The organism is Bacillus sp. RC242 (genome assembly GCF_044908245.1).
GTDB lineage: Bacteria > Bacillota > Bacilli > Bacillales > Bacillaceae_G > Bacillus_A > Bacillus_A mycoides.
The window spans coordinates 151053-177303 of sequence record NZ_JBIYCZ010000009.1 but is presented as its reverse complement, the minus strand read 5'-3'; the positions used below and the strand labels follow the sequence as shown (position 1 = coordinate 177303).

The window sequence follows — 26251 nt, the reverse complement described above, 5'->3', positions numbered from 1 at the left end:
GTGTTATTCAAATTATCACGTCATAGTATGAAAAAAATGTTAAAGGATTATATGGTGTTACTTATTGGTCTAGTCATTAGTATTAGTATTTTTTACATGTTCCAAACGATGGCGATGAATAGTGAATTTACAAAAGATAATAGTCTCATTAGTAGTATTAGGCTCGTCTTCTGGGTTGGTGCAATATTGCTTTCTTTCATTACAGTTTTTTACATCATATATGCCAATTCTTTTTTACTTACATTAAGAAGAAAAGAACTCGGTATGTACATGATGCTTGGAGCGAAAAAGAAAAAAGTAGCGCAATTATTATTTATTGAGACTTTTGGTATGGGTATTGTCAGTATTATTATCGGTATTTTAGTAGGAATAGTACTTGCTAGTGTAGCAGGAAATTTTTTAATGAATGGAATGGAAATTTCAGCAAAAGGTAATTACGCATCTGTGTACACACCAGCTATATTAGTTACATCTATTTTCTTCTTAATATTATTTTTCATTACTGGTTTAATGAATAGTTTCCGATTATTACGTAAAACAGAATTAGAGTTAATACGTGAAGATGAAACGCAAGATGAGGTGAAGAAAAGTAAGATTCGCACTGTTATTATGACAGTACTAGGTGTATTGCTAGTAAGTACAGGATATTATTTTATGGTGAATATAAAAATGTTTGCTGAACTAGGATTTATAATAGCGACAATTGTTACGACAGTAGGAACGTATTTCATTTTTAGCTCGTTGCTCCCACTTTTTGTAATGAAAATTAAGGGAAATAAAAAACGAAATGAAACGGGATTAAATAGTTTTACTTATGCACAGTTACGTTTTCGAGTAACTAGTTTATCGAGAGTACTAGGCACTGTAGCGATGTTAATTGCATTAGGTGCAGGTGCGATGACAGCAGGTATGGCGTTTCAAAAGAATGTAGGCATTATGACAGACTTCTCACGTGTATATGATGTCGTAATTCATAATCCAAATGAACAAGATAAAGCGGCATTAAAAGAAATGGAAATTGTTGAAGAAAGCAAGTATAAGTATAAAGTAGATGGAGAAGCGGTTTATTATTTACGTAACGACTTAACTGAAAAACCACCACTTATTTCAGATCATTTTGATACAAAGACTTTAAAAGAACCTGCTCGTAAACATGTGGCTGCACCTTTAACTGAACCTGTCTATTCTGCTTTGGAAGCTCCTGAAGTAGCCAATAAGCTTCCTCGTATGCCAAAAGATTGGGAAGATGCGGTTGTAAGAGAGATACAAATTACACATAATCAGTTTAACGGAAAACCGGTAAGAATTGCAGATGAAGAGCATTACAAAGGAATTCAAGGAACAGAACATACTGTAACATTAGCAAAAGTAGATGATATGAAAAAATATAAACCGTTATTGACAGAAATTGATAAGAGGCAAAAAGAACAAATTGAAAAAACAACAGGTACAAAAGTAGACTTATTTACGAAAATGACAATTTATCAATTTATGAACAGTTTCATGAGCGGAACAATGTTTATGGGATTTTTCCTTGGAATTGCGTTTTTAGCAATGATGGCGAGTTCTCTTATGTTCAAAATATTAACAGGAGCTTCTCGTGATGTACGCCGTTATGAAATGTTACGGAAAATCGGTGTAAGACGTAGTATGTTAACAAAAAGTATATATAAAGAAATCTCATATTTATTTATCTTCCCAGCAATTATTGGAATTTCCCACGTGTTAGTAGGGCTTAACTTATTCAGCTTCATATTAGTTGACCCATTTGTAAAAGTGTGGATGCCAATAGGAATCTTCATAGTAATTTATTTCATTTATTATTGGATTACTGTCCAACTTTATAAAGGTATGGTAATGCCGAAAGAAAAGATAGCGAAATAGGAAAACAATTGAGTCCTTGTTATGAAAACAAGGGCTTTTTCTGTGTTTGTGATACATAAATACGTGTATGCGAGATGTTTTCAAGTCTTTCTGTAATGAATATATAGAAAATTAAGGAAATGTTAAGGGTTTATGTAGTGGAAAGTTAAGAAGTGTATGGGAGACTAATAATGTACAAACAAATTTAGATGGAATTGATATTTTTATAAATTTAAAGGAAAGGAAACGTTGTATGAGGAAGATAAAAAAATTAATAAAACTTATCGGAGTCATTACTATACTATTACTAATCATAGCGTTGGTATTTCCTACATGGACCTCACAAATAAGGGTCAAAAACAGTATAAGTACATTAGAACAAGTAGAGATAAATGGAACTGGTCATGAAATTATGATACGCGGCAAAGATAAGAGTAATCCAGTTATTATCTTTGTACATGGTGGACCAGGTTCTTCGGAAATACCATATGCTCAAAAATACCAAGACTTATTGGAAGAGAAATTCACGGTTGTCAATTACGATCAAAGAGCAAGTGGAAAATCGTATCATTTCTTTGAAGACTATTCTAACCTTTCATCAGATCTACTCGTGGAGGATTTATTAGCTATGACGGATTACGTTTCAAAACGTCTAGGCAAAGAAAAAGTAATTTTAATAGGCCATTCTTATGGTACATATATTGGAATACAGGCTGCCAACAAAGCTCCTGAAAAATATGAAGCATATATTGGCATTGGACAGATGAGCGATACAGTAGAAAGTGAGATGGATAGTTTAAACTACGTTATTGAACAGGCACAAAATGCTGGGAATGCGGATGAGGTTTCACATTTAAAAGGGTTAACTGAAAAAATTAAAAATGGTGATACATATACCCCGCGAAATTATGTTGCGAAATATGGTGGAACATCAAGACTCATTGAAAATCCAGATGGTGATAACATGGGGATGTTATTCAGTAATGAATATAACTTGTTGGATGTAATTCGTTATAACGTTGGATTATCACACTCTCAAACTGTCTTATTAGAAAAAGACTTAAAGAATCCATTACCTACTAAAGTAACTAAACTGAAGTTACCGCTTTATTTTCTTATGGGTAAATATGACTATAATACTTCATTTCATGCAGCTAAACAGTATTTTGATAGGATTGAAGCGAATCAAAAAGAATTTATAGCTTTTGAAAACTCAGCACATTACCCTCAATTTGAAGAGAAGGAAAAGTTTTATGAGTGGTTGTGTGATACATTCGTAAAATGAAATTAAATAAAAAAGCACTTATTTTAAAAATAAGTGCTTTTTTATAGTATATAATCGATCAAGAAGGAAAATGTTGGATAATAGTCGAAAGATATAATACAACTTCAGAGAAATGACGAGAATCGATATGTTTTGTCGAGAGAGGAGTTATTTTATTAAAAGATATAGGTACTATACATAGTTTTAGTTTCTGAATATTCGTTTAAATAGAAGGGGTAATAGTTATGTTCATTCGAATTGGTAAGTGGTGTGGGGTTACTTGTTTACAATTATTTGCTGCAATCTTATGTATAATCTGTCTAGGTGCGCTCCCTCGGTTATTTAAGGGATTACAAATTGATTTAATCGGTTTTTGGAATGCAATTATATATGTTGGTGAGAAAGTACTTCACCCAACTGAAATTACATATGGTTTTCAAGCGCCGAGAAAATTATTTCCGCAAATTTGGATCCATTATATTGAAACGATGATAGTATTTCTTTCAGCATTTTTACTTTCTTTATGTATAGCGTATGTACTTGTTGTTTTTGTACTGCAGCGAACTCATATGAAACAAAGAATATGGAATGGGATTTTTCTTACCCTTGAGAGCATACCAGATATTTTACTTATTTTATTATCGCAACTTCTTGTCGTAATTATTTTTCAAAAAACAGGGTTTATGCCAATCAAACTGGCTGGATTAGGGGAAGAAAGAGTACGTTTGTTACCGATTATATGTCTTACAATACCAACAACGTTATTGTTTATTAAACTTTTGTTATTAAGGTTCAGAGAAGAATTAGAGAAAGATTATAGTATGTTTGCCAAGAGTAAAGGGTTAAGCTTACGGCATATTTTGACACATCATATTTCAAGAAATGTTTTATTGACGACAGTTTATTATGCGAAAACAAATATTTTATTTATGCTATCCAATTTATATATTATTGAATGGATTTTTAACACATATGGAATGTTTGTATTTGTAAAAGAACATTCGAACATAGAAATTTTCACAGTAAGTTTAATTATATTATATGTACCGATTTTTATCTTGTTTCGTTTATTACATACGCTTTTGCAAAATGTTATAAAGGAGCGTGCGTAATATGTGGCAAGTTGTTAAAAAAGATGTAAGGTTTTGGTTTGGTGTAACCTTTTTAAGTGTCCTTATGATTGTTAGTATTGGGAATACGTTGTTTTTCGATGGGAATATTCGTGAACTAACGATGATGTATAACGCAAAAGGAGAATTAGAGGTTGCTCCGTTTTCACCATCGAGTAAATTTTGGTTCGGAAGTGATGCGAAAGGCCGCGATCTTTTTCAACTAATAATAGAGGGAGCGAAATGGACGGTTGGTGCGAGTTTAATTATAGCGATTTTACGAGTAATTATTGGAGGGGGCATAGGCTTACTTCTCGGTATGTATAGTCGGCGTTCTTTTCCAATTATTTCGTCCTTTTTTGACCCATTCAGCATTGTGCCAATGGTTATGATTTCCTATTTTATATTAAGGGGAGTTTTAATGTTCGACAGTGGAGAGGCAGCTGCTCCGTTTCATTTGCGAGTTGCGTTTCAAATTATAGTTCTTGCATGTCTTGCAGTACCGACAGTTATGTTGTATGTAGCGCAAGAAGTCAAGCGTATTAAGAAAGAAGAATTTATGTTGGCGGCCACTGTGCTCGGCGGAAGTAAGTGGCAGAGGTTGAAACGCCATGTATGGCCGCATATGTTACCATCATTTCTTTTATTAGTAGCCCAGCAATTTGTAAGTACTTTATTACTCCTCTTGCATCTTGGTTTGTTGGAATTATTTTTTGGCGGAACAATAATTTTTGGCGCTATAGATGCAGATAGTGTAACAAAGGAATGGACTGGCCTAATTGGTCAAAACTTCCGTCACTTAACTACTCATACATGGATTGTACTTATTCCGATTGCTTTTTATAGTATGACAATTTTGTCAGGAAATCTTATTAGTAATAGTATGCAAGATGCGATTAAACTAGGAAATGTAAGAATGCCGAAGAGGAAGGATAAAGAAGTGAAAGTAGAGAAGCAAGTACAACCTACTATGAATGATTTTTCTTTCTATAAAGAGGTACAAAAATAAAGAAAGATAGCTGAAGACAAATTGTTTTCAGCTATCTTTTTTTGTTTAAAGTGGTGGTAAATCAATCTTACCTTCTTCAAATAATTCTTTTATCATATGTTTCGTATAACCAGCTGCTTGACCAAATGTGATTTTTGCTGGCATTGGTGCTTCATTTACATCTACAACTACATCAATAATGCATGGTTTACTTTGTTTTACCGCATTTTCAAAGGCAGGAAGTAAGTCATCTAAATGTTCTACACGGTATCCAATACCACCGCACGCCTCTGCGTATTTTGCGAAATCAGGATTCGTTAAGTCTGTACCAAATTCAATATTCCCCATAACTTCTTGTTCGAATTTAATCATAGCAATTTTATTATTGTTTAATACAATGACAACGATTGGTAGTTTATATTTAACAGCTGTTACGAAATCATTCATTGTCATTCCAAATCCGCCGTCACCACAAACTGCAAACACTTGTTTATCCGGGAAAGCAATTTGTCCAGCAAGTGCACCAGGTAAACCGCAGCCAAGTGTTGCAAGCCAACTAGAAATGATAAATTTCTGGTTTGTCATACGGAAGTGCCTTGCAGTCCATACTGTTACATTTCCGACATCGACTGAAAGAATTGCGTCATCTTCTGCTACTTTCTGCAGTGCATGCATAACTCGTTGTGGTTTAATTGGAGTAGAAGAATCTTCTTCTTGAGTGTGTAATTTTTCTTCCCACTTTTTCATCATTTCTTGATGATGCTCTAAGAAGGAATGATCCTCGTGTTTTTCTACATTTTCAATTAACCATTTTAATGTTTTATCAGCATCACCAGCTAAGCCGATATCTGTCGTATAACGTTTCCCGATTTGTGCAGGGTCTGTATCAATATGAAGTGTTTTTGCTTTTTCGGGCAAGAAACCAGTGAACGGATAAGAAGTACCAACCATAATTAAAGTATCTGCATGCTTCATTGCTTCATAAGAAGGTTTCGTCCCGATTAATCCTAATCCACCGATACAAAGAGGGTGTTCATCAGGAACAATCCCTTTAGCTGGTAATGTAAGTACGATTGGAGCACCGATATGTTCTGCAAATGCAAGTAAAGAATCTCTCGCATGTTTAGCTCCTTTTCCGGCTAAAATAACAGGTTTTTTCGCTTCATTAAGTGCGAGTTTCGCTACAGCTAAATCTTCTTCTTGCGGAAATATTTCTGGTAATGTAAAGGAAGAGTTTGTAATGCGCGCACCATTTTTCACTTCAAATTTTGGAACATCATCTGGAATTGTAAGAACAGAGACACCTTTTTTTGTATATGCCATTCGAATCGCTTGATTCACTACAGCAGGTAACTGTTCAGCTGACATTATTCGTTGGTTATAAACCGCGACATCATCAAACATTCTTTCTAAGTTTACTTCTTGGAAAAAATCCGTTCCGAGTAAATCACTTTCGACTTGTCCTGAAATTGCTAATACGGGAGCTTGATCGAGTTTCGCATCATATAAACCATTTAATAAATGAATAGCTCCAGGTCCTGCAATAGCCATACAAACACCAAGTTTTCCTGTTAATTTCGCATAGGCTGCCGCTGCTAACGCACCAGCTTCTTCATGGCGAACTTGAATAAATTTAATTTTATCTTGTTTTTTTCTTAAAGCTTCAATAATAGAATTAATGGAATCTCCAGGCATACCATATATGTGTTCTACACCCCAGTCAATTAAAAGATCCACTAATGCTTCACCGGCTGTTTTTCCAAACATAATCGTTCCTCCTTATAATAGGTAGATACTATTATGTTTTGGAGAAAAAGGGAAAATATACAAATGATATAACTTATTTGTTTTAATGATGTCCAGTGAAAAGAGTGAAGGCTATTATTAGTAAAAATCCACTAATAGACCACGATAGAAACGGAAGGAAAGGTAGCTGTTTTTTTGCTTTCCAAAGCATTTCGTGAATTGTGACATAGCCAAGAGAACCAATTGCGCTTCCCATAATAAGTCCTTGTAAATGGAGAGCTTTCCCGTCCATCATAATGCCAAAAACAGTACCGGTCCCTAGGATGAGAGAAAGTAATAAAGTTGTTAATAAAAATGAAATGTATTTATGTTTTGTAAAAAGAAATGGAATAATTAAAGCTAACCCTTCTGGAATATGGTGAATGACAATCGCAAGTAAGAAAGGAATGGCAGAGTCATTATGATTTATAAACGCTGTTCCTAACGCAAATCCACTCGGCATATTATGAATGAATATAGCGAAAGAAAGAAAAAGGAAGGTTTGCCATGCTTGTTGATCTTTCTTATGTATAATCGGATGATGACAATAGTTATCTAATAAGCTCATAACTAAAATACCGATAGCTATACCGAGCATAGGCCCAATTATTTCATAGCTTGAAAATGTTTCAGGAATAATTTCAAGTGATAAAAGCCCAAGCAAAATCCCACCACATAATGCGTATAAGCGATGCATCTTTTCTTCAATTAGTTGGCGTGTCGCTACTCCAACAGCACCTCCTAATAGTAATCCACCGAACGAAAAAAACGTAACGATTATAGGAATCCATAAACGTTCCATATCATCACACTCCAATTCTATCCCCGTGTTTTCAGCTTACTAATAGGGGAGGAAGATTAGTCCAAATAATTGTGTTTGATTATAGAGAAAAATCTATCAACTCGTTATAATTTATATATTGAATTTAAATGGATGTAATAAAAGATAGTATTACGAAGAAGTAGTAAATTAGAGCATAGTTAACAACTGTTTCTATTTTATACATATAATCGATCATTTCAGATACAACGAAACAGATGTCGCTTTAACAAGGAGATCATTCGATACTATGAACGATTAGGCTTAATTCCAGAGCCTAATCGTACCGAAAAAGGATACCGAATGTATTCCCTACAAATGGTCGATCGTTTGAATTTCATAAAACGGACGCAGGAATTCGGGTTTACCTTAAATGAAATTGACAAATTGCTAGGGGGGTGTCGATCGCAATGAAGCAAAGTGCGGTGACATATATGATTTCACTGTTCTTAAATTAGAGGACATCCAACGTAAAATTCAAGACCTTAAAAAAATTAAACAACTGTTGATAGACCTTAAGGAAAGATGTCCGAAAGCAAAGATATTTACGAATGTCCTATTATCGAAACTTTAATGGATTCAGAAAAGAAAGCAGAAGAATATTTATAAAAATAATAAATTGTAAAGGTGGAAGAATAATGGAAGATTGTTGTAGTAACCTTAAAGGAATAAAAATTGAAAATAATGGTCATTGTCCATCATGTAAAAATAAAGCTAAGAATGTAAAGTTGATTACATTAAAATCATTGCTTAAACCATCTGCATTAGAAACATTAAATGTTAAAGAAAATCACTATTTTTGTTCAAACGAAGATTGTGATGTAGTCTATTTTGATACGAATAATAAAAAATACTTTGTATCTGCCATAAAGGTAGCTGTACATCAAAAAGATGACTCAGCAACTACACCAATTTGTTATTGTTTTGATTGGACAAAAGAAAAAATTAAACAATATGTGGAAAATGGACTTACTCCTAATCCAGTAGAGCATATTCGCGAAAACATAAGAGAAAACCGATGTGGTTGTGAAGTAAACAATCCACAAGGTAGTTGTTGTTTAGGCAATGTTACAACAATGTCATAAGGAACCTAAATGTTGTTTTTTTTTACCAAAATATTTGGGGGTATTTCAAAATCTTAAGTTGATGGGTATGTGACGGTGCCCCATGCTCACCAAGCTAGTTAGTGTATGTTAAGTAAACCTTATGGATTTGTATATCTCATCCATCCACTTTCAGATTGTTTCGCTTTATACTTCCCATAAGACAGAAGCTTCATTGCCGAGCGATTGGCCGCATGAAAAACCAAGTTCAGCTTCCATTCTTCCTCCATTTCACTGGGATAGGTGGTGGATTCATAAACATAATAACCCGCCATGATACAGGGGACTACTTGCTCCGGTTCAAATCCATAAGCAGTTGCATCATCCACAACCAAATCAATGAGGCATCGGTTTCCATCTTTAACTTTTTTCTGGAGTAATTTTTTTACCGATCCTGGTACTAATTCTAATATTTTATCCTTCATGTCAGTCACCTCATCTTTTATCGTGTCCAGAGAGCCTGGGGATATGTGTCAAACAGAATGAAATTCCAACCGTAATTGCACAGGTTTAACAAGATCTTAAGGACTATATCACCCTAAAAGGGAAAATGGCTTTAAATCCAAGAAATCTGGTGAGACAGGGAGAAACGTATTCGTTCATTTTGCAGTCGATTGGAACGAAACAATTCAAATGTATATCGAATCGTGCCGTGCCGGGATTAAAAAGAGTATTCATCCTCATCAATTACGTCACAGCTATGCTACACATATGATTAACAACGGTGCGCCACTTGAAGTAATACAAAGCTTACTTGGTCATGAGAAGAGTGAAACCACGAGAATATATGCTCAGCTGAGCGGAAAGCTGAGACACGATTTTTATAGTGAATATTTTTGAAAGCTACTGAAATTAATCTTTAATCAAAATCGAGGCGTGCATATATAAAGACGTATCTTTTTGAATTGGGCCACTTAATGGAATATGCAGGAATTTCTTGAAAAAGTTTCGAAGTAGTTATTATACTGACGTTATTCAAAGGAGCAGGAAAATGCAAGAAAATATATCAATTCTTTTAAGTAATGTAAAATTAAAATAGTTGAGAAAGAGAAAGAAATATCAAAAATACAGAGGTGGCTTGCTTGCTAAGAGAAGAATTAAAGAAACGTGCAATATCGATGGTCCAAATTCCTAGTCATTTTCAACCTCTCATAGAGGAGTATGTTGAGCGAGAGAATGGAGAAGGCGAGGCTATTTTTTCATGGACAAACGAAGAACAAGATGAGGGTATTACTGTTAATCTAGATTTATCTGGTAATTTGATTGGTTTAACAATTGATAATAACGATAAAAATTCAGATGTGATTCCTTTAAATATAGAGGGAAAAAGAGAATGTGCCGAACAATTCTTACTTAGCAATTATCCTGAAGCATTAAAAGATTTAACATACTATAAAACAAAAAAAATTACTTGTGCAGACCGTTTTTACTATGAACAAATCGTTATGGACTTACCATTAGAACATGCTGGTTGTTATATTGATATAGACCTCGCGGGGAATATTGTTAACTTTACATATAAAGGTGTAAAAAGGATTCTTGTTATTCCAAAAATGTTGATTTCAAAAGAAAAACTGGTTGAACACGTACAAAATAGACTTAATTTTCAACTGACAATTGCAAAGTTGTCTACTGCTACTCATGATGTAGCAGTAGATGGACTCCGTCTTGTGTACGAACCTGAGCAATTTTTTATGAAATATAAAGCTGACGTTTTGAAACCAACGTTAACGATTATACATGACGAAGACGCTCCGCAAACATATGTCTTGCTTACTCCTCCTTCGAGTACGACCGTACGAAAAGATTTATCTATTGAAGATATCATTGGTATTACCGAGAGGATGGAAGTCATTCGTGAAGTAGATATGGGAGAAGAAACGGGCATAGTGTGGCGTAATCGAGACTGGGAGATGAAGGAAGCGGATTTATCTATAAATGGCTTTTTCAAAAGACAGTCAGAAGATACAGTTAAAGCCTTCATTTCAAAGAAAACTGGTAAAATCAGAGGCTTTATGTGGTTTAATGAACGAAGTGGTGATCTTAGACTTAGTCGTGAGGCATGTTATCAAAAAGCCATTGCGTTTTTACAAATGATTGTTCCAGATTATTATCGGTATTTACAAATGATTGTTCGAGAAAACGAGGAAGAAGAGGATGATTCTTCAATGAAAGAATCATTTACATTCCATATGCATAACGGCAATGGTATACCAATTCAACTTGAATTAGTTATGGTTGTTGTTAATCGTCAAACAGGGCAGGTTGATCATTATAGTGGACCGCGTTTTGATATGGAACAATTGAGCCAAATCCCTGTTGAACCGGTTATTTCAAAAAAAGAAGCAGGTGAAATATTTATCAATCATTTGGACTTTGAATTAGCTTGGAACAAAAATTATGATAGTGAAACAGAATCCTATATCCTTGTTTATCGAGCGTGTGATCGTCATTCCAGGACCTCCATCCAGTACATTGATGCCATGACTGGAGCAGTTATTTCCAATATAGATAAATAACATGTGATGACGTCAAATTGCACAGGTTCAAAGGGACAAAATTAACTAACCAAACTACAACTATGTTTTCTTATTCAACTAAATCTATAGTTAATTAAGGATTAAGTGATTTTAAGATAGTTATTCCATTAAAGGGCGCGATTGTTGAACAATACAGACAGAAAATGATCAAACTTTTTTTATAAAAGCTAAATAATTAATCTCAAAAGTTGAATCCATTTTGATCAATCTTGAACAGCTCCGACCCCAAGGGATGGGTAGGAAATGGACCAATGAGTAGGGGGAGATAAATGGCGGTTAGGCAAAAGCCTAAAGGGTCTTATAGTTAGTGGAAGCGAAGAGGATGTTATAGTGTTTGGTACAAGCATTAAGAAATCTTAGGAAACAGGGGAGAGAAGTTCTTTGTTTAATTTTCAGGGTATTTCAAATGTTAACGTTGACTGGGATTTATTTCTCATGCTAACATATAGATAATTTAATCAAGGCGGTGGAAATGTATTGGACTCAGATGTTGACTCGGATAGGTGGCTAAATGACCTCGATTTTCTCAGAGTACCCCTCATCATTTTGAGAATGTAGATTTTATACAATCTCATGTCAATGTGTATGAAGTAGGTCTGGAAAGAGAAAATATATCAGGAGGTGAATCCTTTAGTTTCAAGGAAGCTAAGGGAATTAGTTGGACATATTTAATTTAATCATGGTAGTGGTTTTAATCGCATGTACTGCATTTTTCGTAGCAATTGAGTTTGCTATTGTAAAAGTAAGAGGATCAAAGATTGATCAATTTGTATTAGAAGGAAAGAAGGGTGCGCTGGCAGCGAAGAAAGTGACATCAAACTTGGATGAGTATTTGTCAGCTTGTCAATTAGGGATTACAGTTACAGCAATGGGACTCGGGGCACTAGGTGAACCAACGATTGAGAGACTTTTACATCCTTTATTTGATAAGTGGAACATCAATCCTTCCATTGCAGGTGTATTATCTTTAGGAATTGCTTTTACTATTATGACGTACTTACATGTTGTAGTTGGTGAATTAGCACCAAAAACATTCGCGATTCAAAAGGCTGAGAAGGTTACTTTATTACTTTCGGCTCCGCTTATCTGGTTCTACAAAATCATGTATCCGTTTATTCGCTTGTTAAATGGCTCTGCAAGGATGATAACAGGAATGTTCGGCTTAAAACCTGCATCAGAGCATGATGTAGCACATACAGAAGAAGAATTACGATTGATTCTTTCTGAAAGTTATGAACGTGGAGAAATTAATCAAGCTGAATACAAATATGTAAATAATATTTTTGAATTTGATAATCGTATTGCGAAAGAAATCATGGTCCCCCGTACAGAAATTATAGGGCTACATGTAGATAATTCTTTAGCAGACCATATGAAAATAATCCGTGATGAAAAGTATACACGTTACCCAGTATTTGGGGAAGATAAAGATGAAATCATTGGCATGGTGAATGTGAAAGACTTCTTTATTCGTTATATGAATAAGGAAACAAAAGAATTCAATTCTATTCAATCGTATACGCGTCCAGTAATTGAAGTAATTGAGACCATACCAATACATAATCTTTTACTACAAATGCAAAAGAAACGTATTCCGTTGGCTGTCTTATATGATGAATACGGCGGTACGGCTGGTATTGTAACCATTGAGGATATTCTGGAAGAGATTGTAGGAGAAATCCGTGATGAATATGATGAAGATGAGCGTCCGCCCATCCAGCAAATGAATGAAGGTCATGTTGTCGTAGAAGGTAAGGTATTAATTAGCGAATTAAATGATTTACTAGGATTACATATGAATGATAGTGATGTTGACACGATTGGTGGTTGGATTCTGATGCAGAATTATGATATCCAAGAAGGGCAAACAGTAAATAGCGAAGGATATGTATTTAAAATTCTTTCTAAAGACCCTCACCAAATCAAACGTGTTGAAATACAAAAAGAAATGTTGGAAGCAGCAACTGTATAGTTGCTGCTTTTATTCAGCTGATAACATGGTAGCCCTCCTCATTAAATTCATTGATTGATCAACTCTTTACCTGTTAACACATTACCGAAATAGGGCAGGATTGTTTCCTTTGCATTCATGGTTCAACACTCCTTCGATATTGTAAAATGTATCTCATTTATACAAATTGTAATATAATTTAAATGTAAATTCGTAGCGTAAAATAGATTAAAAATAACAAATGTTGAGAAAGGATTCCTTTGTCAAAATTAGTATTTGTATTTCACTAGATAATAAAAAATGTAGAAGGATTTTATTTCTGACATTGTTATTTATTAGTAATCAAAATACAAAATAAAGAATTTTCTCGGCTGGAAATTGTTACACATTCATAAAATGGAGGCAATAGTTATGCAGCAAATTAAAAAAATAGGAAACTCATTTTGGTATATGACACCTGTTTCCGAGACCGATAGACCTATCTTAGGAATGGTAGTTGGAAAAGAAAAGACTTTGATGATAGATGCAGGTAATTCAGAAGCACATGCACAATTGTTTTTAGAAATGCTAAAAGAGCAAAATATCTCAAATCCTGATTTTGTAGCATTAACGCATTGGCACTGGGATCATATTTTTGGATTACCTGTGCTACAAGGTGCATTATCTATTGCGCATTCTGAAACGAAAAGAGAGATGCAGAAACTAGTTTCTTATAAATGGACAGATGACGCGTTGGACACACGAGTAAAAGAAGGCACAGAAATTGAATTTTGTGCGGACTGTATAAAAAAAGAGTTCAGTGAACAACCAAGAAATATTCAAATTATTCCGCCGACCTTAACCTTTCAGAAGCAACTTGAATTAGACCTTGGTGATGTGACATGTGTGTTAAAGCATGTGGGCGGAGACCATTCACATGACTCTGTTGTCATTTATATTAAAGAAGAAAAGATATTGTTTTTAGGAGATTGTATTTATGCAAATATTTTTTCTTCTAAGTGGAACTATACGACGAAACGAACGTTTAAATTAGTAGAAGAGTTAGAGGCATTTGATGCTGAGACATATATTTTTTCCCATGGGACAGCTATAAATCGGGATGAGTTTTTACAAGAAATTCATTTGCTAAAAACAGTAGGAACTTATACGGAAACTCATAAAGGCGATGAAGCGAATATAAAGGCATCGTATAAAAGAGACATAGATAGAGAATTAAATGAAGATGAATTAGAAACAATAACGTTTTTTGTAAATGGTTATGAAATGAATAATCTGTAAAATACAACTCTAATCAAATTAACGCTTATTTTGATCAAATATAATATAATTGCACAAAAAGAGTATTGAAAGTTAATTCAATACTCTTTTTAATAAGTAAATATTAAGTCGCAACCAATTTGAATTTTTTTTGCAGGCTCATCATCTGAAGTTATACGACTTTATTTATTTTTCGTATAGATAGAATTTCAAGTAGAAGCTTTCTTTGCTAATTCAGTTATATAGTTGAAAAATACATCACGTTTTACATCATAAACGACATTTACAGGTCGCCCATCATCAGTTTCCACTGTACGCCCTTGGCTGGGTCCGTATGTATGAACGATACTAGTAATCGTTTTTGTTTTTGCAAGATCAGCTTTCCCAACAAACGCAGCAGTTAATACATCCCACAAATAGTAAGTAGAGTTAGTTGAAAAGTGAACGAGAGGGGGGACCATCGCATAACATTGACCAAGGAAATCAACACCAATATACTTAAGCTCTTTTGCCCACTGTTCACGTATGTCTATAGTTAGCGGAACCTGGTTTGTACTTTCTAGAGTTACTAAATCAATGATTATATTAGCATTCCAAACACGAGCTACTGCTTCGGGATCCCAAAATGAATTCCACTCGGCTGTTCCGTCATGTTCTGGCTCATGTACATTGCCTGCAGTACGAAATGTACCGCCCATCCAAACGAGACGTTCAATTTTATCTTCGATTATTGGAGATTCATATAGTGCACGAGCAAGGTCAGTCAGGGGCCCTGTAAATAATAAAGTTGTTTTTCCATCAGTTTGTAGAAGAGTCTCTATTATATGATGATGTGCAGGTTTTTTTGATGCAGGTGTAACAACTTTCCCAAACTCATTTAAAATTGGTAAAGCATCTACATAAAATGCATGCATCCGCCATTCTTTTGGAAATGGGTTTTTTCCACGAGAGTTGGACGCTGCTACCTCAATATTATTTTTGCCGAAGCGATCTATAATTTTACGACTAGCAGACATTGCTGGTTCTAAATAACAATCTGCAGGAATAACTGAAACACCTGTAAGTTCTACATTTTCCATTTGGAGTAGTAAAAATAGTGAAATTAAATCATCTACACCACCATCATGATTGAAGTACACTTTTTTCATCATTTTAATCTCCATTCTTTAATATTTAACCAGGAATTAAATTTTAATTGATGAAAAATCATCAATAATTTCCACTACTTCAATTCTCCCATTAATCAGTAACTCAGGAAGTTCATTTCTAACGTTTCCTTTCCAATACTCTCTAGCTTGTTCCATTTTTTGAGCGAAAGGGATACCATCTTCTTTCGGTAAAAGATTTCCGTCACCTTCAAAAGAACTACCGATCACTCGTAGTTTAACAATCTGTAAAACATCTCGATTATAAGAATCAAATAAAGCTTTCCATTTCAAAGCATCCTCATAGCTTTTGGAAGCATATAAGCAAGACAACCTTGAGGGATATTCAGGAAATTCTTGCAGTCTAACCATTTCTACAATCGTTTCTCTAACAGCTCTAATTGTTTGATCTATATAATTCATAACTACTTTAGCATTTTCATTATTTATATGTAATCCGTCACTTTTATAATGATTGTTTAAAATTTTTATGCCATCTTCACCGTTAGAGTTTAATTGTTCTCTTTCAAAAAAGAAGTGATAGAGGGTATTAGTTTGATTTTTATCGAAATGAATGATTTGTCCAATATTCATTTTTTTCCTTGTAACGATGTGGTATACGTAAAATTTTGTGTCATTCATGGTTATCCTCCTAGTAGTAATGTAATTCAACATTGAAATATATAAAACCTTTATAATCATAAAGTTATAGAGTGGGATAGGATTCGAGTGGAAAGTGAAAGAAATGCACGTAAACGCTTTAAAAATGTTCACAAAATGTTCACTTACGAAGGAGTTTCCAATATCGATATAATGACAAAGACTCAAAGAGAAGGGATGATGAAAATTGCCAACAACAAGAAAGGAAAACCTCCAATTTGGTATGATGATGTGCCTCGGGATGGTTATCGTTATGACGTTTTACAATTTATTAATGAATGGAGCAGGAGGGCCAATTCATATTAAGGAGATCGCATTAGAACTAATAATTGGATTTATTATTGCGCTATTAATTGAAATATGTATCGTTGGACCGTGTGCGAAAAAGATTGTATTTGCATTACCATTTGATAAATTAAAAAAAGTAAACATGATTATTGCGATGGCAACAACAATGGTAATTGGAATGGTATTCTTTATGTCATTTTACGGAATGGCTATGATGTATTTACATAATGGGTTACATGGTGACTCATTCGTTACAATTTATTTTTCGGTTTTTATTAAAAATTTTATTATGGCGTACCCACTTCAATTAATAATAATGGGACCGCTTGTACGTTTCTTATTTGGAAAGTTTGTTTTGAAGAATAAAGGTGTTAATGTAGCGTAGTTTTAATTACTAAAATATTATATACGGATGAAATGTTTTAAACACATCTCACATATTTTGAGATGTGTTTTTTCGTGTACATTACTAATTATTTTCATATTGATGTGACATTTGTCCTTTTGTCGTTGTAGTATTGTAGCTTTTAATTAAATCATAGATAGAAGATTAGGAGATGATTTTTTTGAAAGGCATTTTACTTTCAGTTTTTGGAGGAGTATTCATTACACTTCAAGGTACGTTTAATGCGAAACTTAGTTCAGATATCGGTATATGGTCGACGAGTATTATGACGCATTTAATTGGGTTTCTTATTGCAACAACTATATTTTTGTTAAAGAAAGAAGAGAAAGTAACGGATTTAAAGGGTGTAAAAAAAGTATATTTAGCAGCTGGCGCACTTGGTGGGTTGATTATTTGTGCGGAAACAATGGCGATATATTCAATGGGAGTTACATTAACAGCTGGAACACTTATGGTTGCTCAATTATTAACAGCTACTGTTATTGAAATGAAAGGATTATTTCATATAAAAAAGATACAAATGGAGAGATACCATATTGTGGGAACAATAGTAATGATTTTAGGTATTTTTGTGTTTAATATGTAAGGAAAGAAGGGACTGTAAGTGGATAATAAATCAGACTTAATTATTCAATATTTGAAAGCTTATAATATACTTGAAATTTTTTCAGGAATAAGTACTGACAATTTTCAAGTAAATCATTTTGAAAAAGGCAAACTTATTTGCGATAAAGATGATGAAATTCATCGTTTATATTTTGTTATTAAAGGAAAAGTAAAAGTTTACACGATTACACCAGAAGGAAAGAAACTAATCCTTCGCTTTATCAATCCATTAGCAATTGTTGGTGATATTGAATTAATACAAAATAGCAAAGCACATAATGTTGTTGAAGCTTGTTCAGATGTTGTAGCAATCTCCATTTCTAATACAGTTATTAGAAATAAGTTATTACATGATCCTATATTTATGAAGTTCTTGCTTGAAAACATTGCGAACACGTTAAAAATATCGACTCGTTTTACAGCTCTAAATTTACTTTATCCGGTAGAAGTACGTGTAGCTAGTTATTTACTTTCGATTTCAACGGATAGTAATGGGAATATGTATAAAGAGGATTTAGATTCAACTTCTGTATCAAGTATTGCAGATTTTATAGGTGTAAGTTATAGGCATGTAATTCGAGTTTTACAAAAATTTTATAGTGAAAAATTAATTGAAAAGAATAATGGAGTTATTGTGATTAAAGATTTTTCTAGAATGAAGGAAGTTGCTAAAGATAATATATATGAGTAATGAAAGGGAGAGAAGGGTTATGATTGGATTTAGTTTAGCTATATTAGCTGGAATATTAATTAGCTTACAATCTGTTTTTAATACGAAAGTGAATGGAATTGTAGGACAGTGGTTAACAACTGCATGTGTTCTTGGAATAGGTCTCATAAGTTCTGTTTTATTTCATATCATTACAGAGAAAAGTATAAGCGTTAACTTTTATACTGCAAATTATTTATTTTATATAAGTGGATTGTTTGGTATCGGATTAATTATTTGTATAATGGGTGCAATAAAGAGTTTAGGTCCAGCTTATACGGTGCTCATTAGCCTTATTACTCAATTAGTTGTTGCATTATGTGTTGATACATTTGGATTGTTTGGAATGGAGAGAGTACCTATACAAATAAATAAATTAATTGGTATAGGTCTATTAATTGTAGGGGTAGGAATTTTTAAAAATCTTTTTTCGAATAAGAAAGCTATTACTATAAATGAGGATAGGGCCTAAAGAATTTAAAGGAAAAAGGTGTTAATAATTAGAACATATACATTTAGGTGGTAGTAAATGAGCGATAAGGAGAGAAAATAAGTGATTCAGTACATGTTGGAAGATGGTGTACATTATATTATGAGTGCAGTGACATAACTAGGAGGTTTCCACTATGACAGTTTTATTTAAAGCTATGGAGTTCCAGCTGAAAACTGAACGACTTGATCTGAGTATGTGGGAGGAATCCGATTCAGTCTGGATGAGAAAATTAATTGGCGAACGTGGTGTGGATATGCCACCCCTTGACGCCGTTCGTAGCAAGCTTATCGAGATGCGTAAGAGGGCAGTCGAAAATGGTATTTCCCTTCTCACTATCCGCCGACGAGACGAAGGTGATTTCATCGGATACTGTGGCTTGATTATCGGTCGTTCCACACTGGAAGAGCCGGAGATCGCATACGAGTTGTTCCGCAGTGCTCATGGCAAAGGCTATGCGACTGAGGCAGCATCTGTTGTGCTGGACGCTGCGATTGCTACCGGGCGCTACAGACTTTGGTCGACTGTAGGCGCTTGGAATGTTGCGTCCTTCCGGGTGTTAGAAAAGATAGGATTTGAGAGGCATCACAGTACGTGGGACGAGCGCGGTGAGATTGTTTGGAACGTACGCGACCTTTAGAAATCCCGGACCTAACTCGAAACTATTGAAAAGGAGAAGAGGTCATTAGTTTGGGCGAGAATCCAGATAAAGATAAAAGAACTGATTTATAATCAAAATAGTGACAAACTATAACTGAAGCATGTCCTCGAAAGCGGAGTGCTGCCTTCGCACCGAGGCTTTGTCCTCCACCCAAAAACAATCGAACGTTTCAAGTTATATATCTTTATTATACTGATTAAACTAAATATTTATTGTTTACTTATTTCATTCATTATGTAAATAAAAAAGGATAATTAGCCCTCATAATGGACTAACTATCCTATTATTATATGAATTTAATAAAATCGAGGTCTTTTTTGTATACGATATAATATATAAGCTATAGATTAATCATTTTTCAAACCGTATATGAACGAACTTCAACATCTTTATTAAATTTACAATCCGCATCATGATTCGTGTACTTCCATCCCAATCTTTATTTGTAGGTATATGTTTAAAGAAAGGGGAACAGCTTAATATTTTTATGTTAGAAGACCATCTTTCTATTGATTTTGGATTGTTTACATAAAAATACATCATAGCACCGTTATTACCAGATTTTTTTACAGTAGTATTCGAAAGCGTCAGTGCGAACTTTGATTCAGCATCAAAATATAACTCTCCTCCAGGAAAACGTTTTGCCATAGCGACAATTATCTCCTTCAGTTCCTCTTCTTTAAAGTAATAAAACACACCTGCTGATATAAAAAGAATCCCGTCCGTCGGATCATAGTTTATATCGTTGAACCAAGAAGTGTCAAAGAATGATTTGGCAATGCTTATATTTCGTGGTGTATCTTCAATTAATGTTTTGCGGAAAGCGATTGCATCAGGCAAATCAAGGTTATACCACTGTATTGTACCGTTATAAACTCTTGAAAAAGTAGTGTCTAGACCAGAACCGATATTTACTATAGTAGCATTCGGATTCTTTGTAATAAATTGTTTTATAGTATCATCAATTTTTCGTGCACGGGTAATGTAAGTGATACATCCGTATTCGCCAAATGTATCTGCTATTTTAGAGAAATCAAAGTCGCATTCTTTAATAATCCGAATAGCTTCCGTATCATCTAAAATATCCTTGTTTTTCTCACTACCATATGCTCGTCCCCATAGTGGAATAAGCATAGTACCTTGAACTGATTGTAAATCTATTTCTTTAACCATGAAACGTCCCCCGTTTAATAATAAAAAATATTATATATATGATTAGTCGTTATTTAGCATTTTTGATAGCATTTTATTTGTTTTATACAGTCCGTAAGTTAAATCACGTTGATCTTCTTCACTGAGTTTTTCAATATTACTAGTGAAATTATTATAAATTTGTTTCCATCTTTCATAATGTACTTTTTCAGCTTTATCTGTTAAGGAAATTAAAACAGCTCGTTTATCTACTGTATCTTGTTTTTTTACAATGTATCCGTTTTGCTCTAAATTACGAACGGTTACACTTAATTGTTGTTTAGGTATGTTTAAATAAATAGCAATCATTTTTAAATTTACAGCGACTTTTTGCTGGGCAATATACTCAACTATGTGTTGCTCTAAATGTGTAAATTCAGTGGATTTCTCTGATAATAATTTAAAAGTACCTGACATATTTAATAATAAATTCATGTATTCGTTTGTTAATTCTTTATTAGTCATTATTTTTCGTGTCCTTTATCAATTTAGTAATTATTTTATTACTATTTTCACTTAAAAACAAATAATAACATTGATATTAGTAATTATTTATTTACTAATATCAATGTTATTTAAGTCGTGAGAGATACAGTAGAGGAAAAGTTAAAGTTTTTTTATGAGAGGAGAATAGAAATATTATAAAATATTACTTTATACATAAAAAACTAATGAAGCTAATGTCTTTTTCAGATATTATGCTGTAAATAATTTTATGGTAAAATCTTTTACATAATGAAATAAAGGGGTAGTATTCTATGGGTTATTTCTCAAATAGTTTATTAGTTTTGTTTGTTCTTATCGTATGTAGCTGTATGATTTTCGGTTGATAATATAATGATAGATTGATATAAAAGAAGGTATCTCACAAAGATGAGATACCTTCTTTTTCTTATAATTGTAATTTAGATTCAGTATTTGGTGATGGTTGAAATGTATATATTTTATACTCACCATTAGTTGATATATTAAACAAATATTAAATAGAGAAATATATATGGTACCAATCTTATTAAGTTCCTTATGTTTTTAAAGAGAAGGAGTTTCATTTTTTCTTATTGAAGTATTGTTCTAGTCAGTTTAACGACGGTCAAAATTTTTTTGGAATAAAACAAAAAGGATGATAGGGAGTATTTACATGAAAACTATTTTAAATTACACGATTGAACCCCCTAAAGATTTCAATGAATTATTAACTATGTATGAATCTTTAGGATGGAATTCTCTTAAATTATCGGTTAACGAGTTAGAGCAAATGTGTAAACAAAGTTGGTATGTGATATATGCTTTTAAGGAGCAACAATTAATTGGGATGGGACGAGTAATATCAGATGGTGTAATAACGGGCATTATTTGCGGTGTATGTGTAATGCCAGAGTATCAGTCCATGGGCGTTGGAAAGGAAATAGTGGAACGATTAATCCGGCACTGTGAACAAAAACGAGTTATTCCACAACTTATGTGTGTTGAAGATTTAAAATCTTACTATGAATCAATTGGATTTGAGGGATTTTCGATTGGTATGACGAAACATATTAAACGATAGCGGGGCTTTGTAATTTAGAATTACTTGTTTATCAGGCCAATTTTTAGATTTCAAAAATTTCGTTATAAAGGAGAATAATGTTATGGAGATTGCTAAAGGAGTAGAAATGCTACACCTTGAATTTCAAGAATTTATTATTCACCCAATTCTTTTATGGGATGATGAAATGGCAGTTTTAATAGATACTGGATTTCCTGGACAAATTGAAGATATACGAGTAGAAATGGGTAAGGTTGGAGTATCGTTTGATAAACTAAAAGCCGTGATTTTGACGCATCAAGATATAGATCATATAGGTAGTCTTCCTGAACTATTACAAAACTGTGGAAGTAATATAAAAGTCTATGCTCACGATCTAGATAAGCCGTATATCGAGGGGGAGTTACCTTTGTTGAAGAATGCACAAGTACAGAATCCTCCGAAAGGAAAAGTGGATGATACTTTGGTTGACGGCCAAGAACTTCCATATTGCGGTGGTATTCTTATTATTCATACCCCAGGGCACACTCCTGGTCATATTAGTTTATATTTGAGACAAAGTAAAACTCTTATCGCTGGGGATTCAATGTATAGCGTAAACGGAATTTTAGGTGGAATTCATGCCCCAACTACTTTGGATATAAAAGAAGCGCAAAATTCTTTGAAGAAGTATTTAAATCTAGAAATTGATTCTGTAGTTTGTTACCATGGTGGATTAAGTAAGGGGAATATAAATGCACAAATTCAAGAGCTATAGATAAGGATTTTTTGTTAATCAGTGCTAAAGTATAATTTAATTGCTAGTATATAAATAAAACCCTTAAATTAATAAAGAGCATGTTTGAAGGAATTTCAAATGTGCTCTTTATTAAATATAATCAATTTAATTTTGATGACTTAATCCATTCCAATAAAACGAAACGATTTCTTTTGCTAATTCATCTATATTTGCAAGAGTAGGATTGTGATTCTCATCTTTAAAATTCCCGATTGATAATAAAGCGACGAAAGCATGGGCAGCAAATTTAGGATTTCCTTTAGGAATTTCTCCAAGGAGAATTGCGTTATCTAGCGCTTTTTCCAACACTTCATACATGTTATCCTCGGCATTTTTTAATTCCTTTAATTGCTCTTCAGATAAAGAAAGTTTTGCATCTTTCATAAAATTATTCATATCAATATCCATCGTTGCGTGTAAGTATACTGTAGCAAAGTTCAATAATCTTTCTTCCAAAGTTTTATTCGTAGAGAGTATTTGATCCATATTTTCTCTTATGCGCACCATCATTTGAATCATAGTAGCGGTAAATAGATCAGCTTTTGTTGAATAGTAATAGTAGACAGTTGCTTTTGTAACTCCACATTCTTTCGCGACCTCATCCATTGAAACAACTTGATAATTTTGAGTGAGAAATAACCTAGTTGCAACTTCTAAAATGATTTCTTTTGTAGACTTTGTATTTTTATTTTGACGAGGCCTTCCGAGAGGACGTTGTTTTTGATCCAAATACATTCGCTCCTGACATTTATTATTGAGATAATTATAACATAATTTTTTAATCATTCTTGATTAATTAACCGACCAGTATATATAATTAATATTGGAGGAAAAAAGGAAGGTGGGGTTTTATGAAAAAGCACCCGTTATATATGTTAGGGAGGCTTGTAGCAGGGAAGAATACGCAATGGATAACTTTATCGGTATGGATTCTTATTACATTAGTACTTTCATTTACGTTACCACAAGTAAACAGTACGAAAGAACCGAATCCGAAAAATTTACCTGAAACAGCTATGTCACAGCAAGCTGAAGCACTTATGAAAAAAGAATTTCCTAATAATGCAGGAAACCCGTTGTTAGTTGTATGGCATCGGGATGGTGGATTAGAGTCAAAAGACTACAAATTAATACAGGACGTTTATAAAGAGTTAAAAACGGACCCTTTAAAAGAACAATCATTGTTACCACCATTTGATACAATTCCAGAGCAAGTATTATCAAAAAGTGCATCAAAAGATGGTACATCATTTGTCACACCAATATTTTTTAATAAATCTGCTGGAACGGATATATTAAAAGGTAATTTAGAAGAGTTACGAAAAATAGTAAATAGTAAAGTGGATGAAGATCCGTTCAAACAAAAAATTACCGACTCTGGTTTACATGTTCGATTATCTGGACCTGTAGGTATTCAAACGGATGCGGTAAGTTTATTTAGTCAAGCTGATGTGAAATTATTAGTTGCTACTGTACTACTAGTATTGGTTTTATTAATTTTACTGTACCGTTCACCAATTTTAGCAATTTTACCTTTACTCGTTGTTGGTTTTGCATACGGAATTATCAGTCCGACACTGGGCTTTTTAGCAGACAATGGATGGATTAAAGTAGATGCACAGGCTATCTCGATTATGACTGTCTTACTGTTTGGAGCAGGAACGGATTACTGTCTATTTTTAATTTCAAGATATAGGGAGTATCTGTTAGAAGAAGAAAGTAAATATAAAGCACTGCAACTTGCGATAAAAGCATCAGGTGGGGCAATTATAATGAGTGCATTAACTGTCGTACTTGGATTAGGAACATTATTACTTGCTCATTATGGAGCCTTTCATCGATTTGCAGTACCATTTAGTGTTGCTGTATCCATAATGGGGATTGCTGCTTTAACAATTCTTCCGGCATTTTTATTAATTTTCGGCAGAGTTGCATTCTTCCCGTTTATACCGAGAACAACTTCGATGAATGAAGAGTTTGCAAGAAAGAAAAAGAAAGTAGTAAAAGTAAAAAATACTAAAGGGTTCTTTAGTAAAAAACTTGGGGATATTGTTGTACGTAAACCGTGGACAATTATTATGCTAACCGTATTTTTATTAGGAGGCTTGGCTTCATTTGTACCGCGTATTCAATACACGTACGACTTATTAGAATCATTCCCGAAAGATATGCCATCACGCGAAGGATTTACATTAATCACGGATCATTTTTCAGCAGGAGAATTAGCACCAGTAAAGATTGTAGTTGATTCAAAGGGGAAAGATTTACCTATTAAACAAGAAATAGAGAAATTATCTTTTGTTAATAAAGTGAAAGAGCCAATGAAGGGAAAAGAAAATAATCAATTGCAAATGTATGAAGTTTCTTTAGCAGAAAATCCTTACTCAATTGAAGCGTTAGATCAAATCCCTAAATTGAAAAATAGTGTAGAAAAGGTATTAAAAGCTGAAGGAATTAGTAAAGCTGAGAATCATTTATGGATTGGCGGAGAAACAGCTTCCTTATATGATACAAAGCAAATTACTGAACGGGATGAAGCGGTTATTATTCCGGTTATGATTAGTATCATCGCTTTACTTTTACTCGTGTATTTACGTTCAATCGTTGCGATGATTTACTTAATTGTAACTGTCGTTTTATCTTTCTTCTCTGCATTAGGAGCAGGCTGGATTTTACTGCATTTCGGTATGGGAGCTCCCGCGATACAAGGTGCGATACCGTTATATGCATTCGTATTTTTAGTTGCCTTAGGGGAAGATTATAATATCTTCATGGTTTCAGAAATATGGAAAAATAGAAAGAAACAAAATCATGTAGATGCAGTAAAAAATGGTGTTATACAAACAGGAAGTGTAATTACATCAGCTGGTTTAATTTTAGCAGGAACTTTTGCAGTGTTAGGTACATTGCCAATTCAAGTTTTAGTTCAATTCGGTATTGTGACAGCAATCGGTGTATTGCTAGATACATTTATTGTAAGACCACTGCTTGTACCTGCGATTACAGTCGTTTTAGGACGCTTTGCTTTTTGGCCAGGGAAACTTTCTAAAAAGAGAGAGGAAGTAAAAAAATTGGATATATAATAGAGAAGAGCCAAGGATATTTTCCTTGG

25 protein-coding genes and 1 pseudogene are annotated in these 26251 nt (G+C 33.6%); 18 read left to right on the top strand and 8 right to left on the bottom strand.

Going from position 1 to position 26251, the window contains the following annotated elements; all coding sequences use genetic code 11:
* The 4 genes from ABH957_RS18260 to ABH957_RS18245 all read left to right on the top strand — a co-directional run bounded on the left by ABH957_RS18260 (position 1) and on the right by ABH957_RS18245 (position 5245).
* Entirely contained in the window at positions 1-1884 is a 1884-nt protein-coding gene (locus ABH957_RS18260; RefSeq protein WP_404511948.1) for an ABC transporter permease, read from the top strand.
* A 232-nt stretch (positions 1885-2116) separates the two neighbouring features.
* Positions 2117-3148, top strand: a complete 1032-nt coding sequence (locus tag ABH957_RS18255) for an alpha/beta fold hydrolase (RefSeq protein ID WP_113937840.1) — start codon at positions 2117-2119, stop codon at positions 3146-3148.
* A gap of 224 nt (positions 3149-3372) precedes the next feature.
* Entirely contained in the window at positions 3373-4239 is an 867-nt protein-coding gene (locus ABH957_RS18250; RefSeq protein WP_002141702.1) for an ABC transporter permease subunit, read from the top strand.
* 1 nt (position 4240) lies between these two features.
* On the top strand, positions 4241-5245 hold the full coding sequence (locus ABH957_RS18245; protein WP_016092643.1) for an ABC transporter permease subunit: 1005 nt from the start codon (positions 4241-4243) through the stop codon (positions 5243-5245).
* Between the two features lie 45 nt (positions 5246-5290).
* On the opposite strand, the gene ABH957_RS18240 is transcribed toward ABH957_RS18245, so the two are convergent.
* Positions 5291-6991, bottom strand: coding sequence for a pyruvate oxidase (locus tag ABH957_RS18240; RefSeq protein ID WP_219302230.1), 1701 nt, complete (start codon positions 6989-6991; stop codon positions 5291-5293).
* An 82-nt stretch (positions 6992-7073) separates the two neighbouring features.
* On the bottom strand, positions 7074-7811 hold the full coding sequence (locus ABH957_RS18235; protein WP_219302231.1) for a ZIP family metal transporter: 738 nt from the start codon (positions 7809-7811) through the stop codon (positions 7074-7076).
* A 222-nt stretch (positions 7812-8033) separates the two neighbouring features.
* Here ABH957_RS18235 and merR point away from each other — a divergent pair.
* Both merR and ABH957_RS18225 read left to right on the top strand, forming a co-directional pair.
* Positions 8034-8438 (top strand): annotated as a pseudogene (gene merR, locus ABH957_RS18230) (Hg(II)-responsive transcriptional regulator).
* 29 nt (positions 8439-8467) lie between these two features.
* Positions 8468-8914, top strand: coding sequence for a putative iron-sulfur cluster-binding metallochaperone (locus tag ABH957_RS18225; protein WP_404455167.1), 447 nt, complete (start codon positions 8468-8470; stop codon positions 8912-8914).
* A 119-nt stretch (positions 8915-9033) separates the two neighbouring features.
* Here the strand turns inward: ABH957_RS18225 and ABH957_RS18220 are convergent, their stop codons facing one another.
* Positions 9034-9357 (bottom strand): hypothetical protein, encoded by a 324-nt coding sequence (locus ABH957_RS18220; RefSeq protein ID WP_002116589.1) that lies wholly within the window; start codon positions 9355-9357, stop codon positions 9034-9036.
* Positions 9358-9565: 208 nt separating this feature from the next.
* Here ABH957_RS18220 and ABH957_RS18215 point away from each other — a divergent pair, with 208 nt between their 5' ends.
* The 4 genes from ABH957_RS18215 to ABH957_RS18200 all read left to right on the top strand — a co-directional run bounded on the left by ABH957_RS18215 (position 9566) and on the right by ABH957_RS18200 (position 14701).
* Positions 9566-9772, top strand: a complete 207-nt coding sequence (locus tag ABH957_RS18215) for a tyrosine-type recombinase/integrase (RefSeq protein ID WP_404442799.1) — start codon at positions 9566-9568, stop codon at positions 9770-9772.
* Between the two features lie 242 nt (positions 9773-10014).
* On the top strand, positions 10015-11451 hold the full coding sequence (locus ABH957_RS18210; RefSeq protein ID WP_404511966.1) for a YcdB/YcdC domain-containing protein: 1437 nt from the start codon (positions 10015-10017) through the stop codon (positions 11449-11451).
* Positions 11452-12130: 679 nt separating this feature from the next.
* Positions 12131-13444 carry a hemolysin family protein gene (locus ABH957_RS18205; RefSeq protein WP_002085679.1) on the top strand — a complete coding sequence of 438 codons (1314 nt, stop codon included), beginning with the start codon at positions 12131-12133 and terminating at the stop codon, positions 13442-13444.
* A 390-nt stretch (positions 13445-13834) separates the two neighbouring features.
* Positions 13835-14701 carry an MBL fold metallo-hydrolase gene (locus tag ABH957_RS18200; RefSeq protein WP_404455173.1) on the top strand — a complete coding sequence of 289 codons (867 nt, stop codon included), beginning with the start codon at positions 13835-13837 and terminating at the stop codon, positions 14699-14701.
* Positions 14702-14889: 188 nt separating this feature from the next.
* On the opposite strand, the gene ABH957_RS18195 is transcribed toward ABH957_RS18200, so the two are convergent.
* Both ABH957_RS18195 and ABH957_RS18190 read right to left on the bottom strand, forming a co-directional pair.
* A complete protein-coding gene (locus ABH957_RS18195) occupies positions 14890-15831 on the bottom strand; it encodes a nucleoside hydrolase (protein ID WP_404511946.1) in 942 nt (313 codons plus the stop codon).
* 33 nt (positions 15832-15864) lie between these two features.
* On the bottom strand, positions 15865-16467 hold the full coding sequence (locus ABH957_RS18190) for a DUF2441 domain-containing protein (protein WP_404455179.1): 603 nt from the start codon (positions 16465-16467) through the stop codon (positions 15865-15867).
* A 205-nt stretch (positions 16468-16672) separates the two neighbouring features.
* Here ABH957_RS18190 and ABH957_RS18185 point away from each other — a divergent pair, with 205 nt between their 5' ends.
* The 5 genes from ABH957_RS18185 (at position 16673) to ABH957_RS18165 (ending at position 19624) form a co-directional block, all read left to right on the top strand.
* The gene (locus ABH957_RS18185) at positions 16673-17158 is read left to right on the top strand and encodes a DUF2798 domain-containing protein (protein WP_404511944.1); all 486 of its coding nucleotides are present in this window, start codon (positions 16673-16675) and stop codon (positions 17156-17158) included.
* A 181-nt stretch (positions 17159-17339) separates the two neighbouring features.
* Positions 17340-17765, top strand: coding sequence for a DMT family transporter (locus tag ABH957_RS18180; RefSeq protein WP_002127319.1), 426 nt, complete (start codon positions 17340-17342; stop codon positions 17763-17765).
* Between the two features lie 18 nt (positions 17766-17783).
* Positions 17784-18476 (top strand): Crp/Fnr family transcriptional regulator, encoded by a 693-nt coding sequence (locus ABH957_RS18175; protein ID WP_060751755.1) that lies wholly within the window; start codon positions 17784-17786, stop codon positions 18474-18476.
* A 19-nt stretch (positions 18477-18495) separates the two neighbouring features.
* Entirely contained in the window at positions 18496-18966 is a 471-nt protein-coding gene (locus tag ABH957_RS18170) for a DMT family transporter (protein WP_404511942.1), read from the top strand.
* Positions 18967-19120: 154 nt separating this feature from the next.
* Entirely contained in the window at positions 19121-19624 is a 504-nt protein-coding gene (locus tag ABH957_RS18165) for a GNAT family N-acetyltransferase (protein WP_404511940.1), read from the top strand.
* A gap of 372 nt (positions 19625-19996) precedes the next feature.
* Here ABH957_RS18165 and ABH957_RS18160 read toward each other — a convergent pair whose 3' ends face one another.
* Positions 19997-20818, bottom strand: coding sequence for a class I SAM-dependent methyltransferase (locus ABH957_RS18160; protein WP_404511938.1), 822 nt, complete (start codon positions 20816-20818; stop codon positions 19997-19999).
* 42 nt (positions 20819-20860) lie between these two features.
* Complete coding sequence (locus ABH957_RS18155; protein ID WP_404455190.1) at positions 20861-21301, bottom strand: MarR family winged helix-turn-helix transcriptional regulator; 441 nt, start codon at positions 21299-21301, stop codon at positions 20861-20863.
* Between the two features lie 673 nt (positions 21302-21974).
* On the opposite strand from ABH957_RS18155, the gene ABH957_RS18150 reads away from it, so the two are divergent.
* Together ABH957_RS18150 and ABH957_RS18145 are read left to right on the top strand one after the other, a co-directional pair.
* Positions 21975-22382 carry a GNAT family N-acetyltransferase gene (locus tag ABH957_RS18150; protein WP_404455193.1) on the top strand — a complete coding sequence of 136 codons (408 nt, stop codon included), beginning with the start codon at positions 21975-21977 and terminating at the stop codon, positions 22380-22382.
* Between the two features lie 82 nt (positions 22383-22464).
* Positions 22465-23118, top strand: a complete 654-nt coding sequence (locus ABH957_RS18145) for an MBL fold metallo-hydrolase (protein WP_404455196.1) — start codon at positions 22465-22467, stop codon at positions 23116-23118.
* A 126-nt stretch (positions 23119-23244) separates the two neighbouring features.
* Here ABH957_RS18145 and ABH957_RS18140 read toward each other — a convergent pair whose 3' ends face one another.
* Positions 23245-23868 carry a TetR/AcrR family transcriptional regulator gene (locus ABH957_RS18140; RefSeq protein WP_002085667.1) on the bottom strand — a complete coding sequence of 208 codons (624 nt, stop codon included), beginning with the start codon at positions 23866-23868 and terminating at the stop codon, positions 23245-23247.
* 122 nt (positions 23869-23990) lie between these two features.
* Here ABH957_RS18140 and ABH957_RS18135 point away from each other — a divergent pair, with 122 nt between their 5' ends.
* A complete protein-coding gene (locus ABH957_RS18135; protein ID WP_404511936.1) occupies positions 23991-26222 on the top strand; it encodes an MMPL family transporter in 2232 nt (743 codons plus the stop codon).
* Positions 26223-26251 lie beyond the last annotated feature (29 nt).

Excerpts from the sequence above, each read along its gene's own strand:
- ABH957_RS18220 (WP_002116589.1), bottom strand. The coding sequence starts at position 9,357 with ATGAAGGATAAAATATTAGAATTAGTACCAGGATCGGTAAAAAAATTA.
- ABH957_RS18155 (WP_404455190.1), bottom strand. The coding sequence starts at position 21,301 with ATGACTAATAAAGAATTAACAAACGAATACATGAATTTATTATTAAAT.
- ABH957_RS18200 (WP_404455173.1), top strand. The coding sequence starts at position 13,835 with ATGCAGCAAATTAAAAAAATAGGAAACTCATTTTGGTATATGACACCT.
- ABH957_RS18170 (WP_404511942.1), top strand. The coding sequence starts at position 18,496 with ATGATTGGATTTAGTTTAGCTATATTAGCTGGAATATTAATTAGCTTA.
- ABH957_RS18215 (WP_404442799.1), top strand. The coding sequence starts at position 9,566 with ATGTATATCGAATCGTGCCGTGCCGGGATTAAAAAGAGTATTCATCCT.
- ABH957_RS18250 (WP_002141702.1), top strand. The coding sequence starts at position 3,373 with ATGTTCATTCGAATTGGTAAGTGGTGTGGGGTTACTTGTTTACAATTA.
- ABH957_RS18165 (WP_404511940.1), top strand. The coding sequence starts at position 19,121 with ATGACAGTTTTATTTAAAGCTATGGAGTTCCAGCTGAAAACTGAACGA.
- ABH957_RS18255 (WP_113937840.1), top strand. The coding sequence starts at position 2,117 with ATGAGGAAGATAAAAAAATTAATAAAACTTATCGGAGTCATTACTATA.
- ABH957_RS18150 (WP_404455193.1), top strand. The coding sequence starts at position 21,975 with ATGAAAACTATTTTAAATTACACGATTGAACCCCCTAAAGATTTCAAT.
- ABH957_RS18190 (WP_404455179.1), bottom strand. The coding sequence starts at position 16,467 with ATGAATGACACAAAATTTTACGTATACCACATCGTTACAAGGAAAAAA.
- ABH957_RS18235 (WP_219302231.1), bottom strand. The coding sequence starts at position 7,811 with ATGGAACGTTTATGGATTCCTATAATCGTTACGTTTTTTTCGTTCGGT.
- ABH957_RS18225 (WP_404455167.1), top strand. The coding sequence starts at position 8,468 with ATGGAAGATTGTTGTAGTAACCTTAAAGGAATAAAAATTGAAAATAAT.
- ABH957_RS18245 (WP_016092643.1), top strand. The coding sequence starts at position 4,241 with ATGTGGCAAGTTGTTAAAAAAGATGTAAGGTTTTGGTTTGGTGTAACC.
- ABH957_RS18135 (WP_404511936.1), top strand. The coding sequence starts at position 23,991 with ATGAAAAAGCACCCGTTATATATGTTAGGGAGGCTTGTAGCAGGGAAG.
- ABH957_RS18195 (WP_404511946.1), bottom strand. The coding sequence starts at position 15,831 with ATGATGAAAAAAGTGTACTTCAATCATGATGGTGGTGTAGATGATTTA.
- ABH957_RS18160 (WP_404511938.1), bottom strand. The coding sequence starts at position 20,818 with ATGGTTAAAGAAATAGATTTACAATCAGTTCAAGGTACTATGCTTATT.
- ABH957_RS18145 (WP_404455196.1), top strand. The coding sequence starts at position 22,465 with ATGGAGATTGCTAAAGGAGTAGAAATGCTACACCTTGAATTTCAAGAA.
- ABH957_RS18240 (WP_219302230.1), bottom strand. The coding sequence starts at position 6,991 with ATGTTTGGAAAAACAGCCGGTGAAGCATTAGTGGATCTTTTAATTGAC.